This window comes from Caldivirga sp. MU80, from assembly GCF_001663375.1.
GTDB lineage: Archaea > Thermoproteota > Thermoprotei > Thermoproteales > Thermocladiaceae > Caldivirga.
Genome location: NZ_LCTF01000078.1, coordinates 1 through 491 on the forward strand (window position 1 = coordinate 1; position 491 = coordinate 491).

Genomic DNA, 491 nt, shown 5'->3' on the forward strand with positions numbered 1-491 from the left:
TTAACTTATGCCTCCTAGCCAACATAGCCCTAGGGCTAACAGCATCAACGCTAACAAGGTTAAGCAGCATGTCAACGAGGAGGTTAAGGTTATATGAAGGACTCGGCTTAAGTAATCTCCCAAGCCGCTGAATAAAGGCTAAAACACCCATCAACACTATAAACGCTGAGGGGATTAATAAACTTTAACTCGATATATAGTGCTATTGGGGTTAAGGAAGCCGGCTTAAGGGGGATGTGGGGAGAAAAGCTAATAAGGTTGTTAGGCAGGAGTTAGGCGTTAAGGCCCCGGTAGTGTAGCCTGGTACAACACGCGGGCCTGTGGAGCCCGTAACCCGGGTTCAAATCCCGGCCGGGGCCACCAGATAAGGCACACATACCCATTCAACCTTTCAATCTTTAAAGACCACACCATTATACCACACCACGCATTTTACCGCAAATATATTCAACACCCTACTCCTCAATATGGAGTGTTAAAGCGATTAGGTA

General features: G+C 46.6%; 1 tRNA gene. It reads left to right on the plus strand.

The annotated features are described in order from the left end of the window. Positions 1–283 precede the first annotated feature (283 nt). Positions 284–363, plus strand: a tRNA-His gene (locus AAX04_RS11520). Positions 364–491 lie beyond the last annotated feature (128 nt).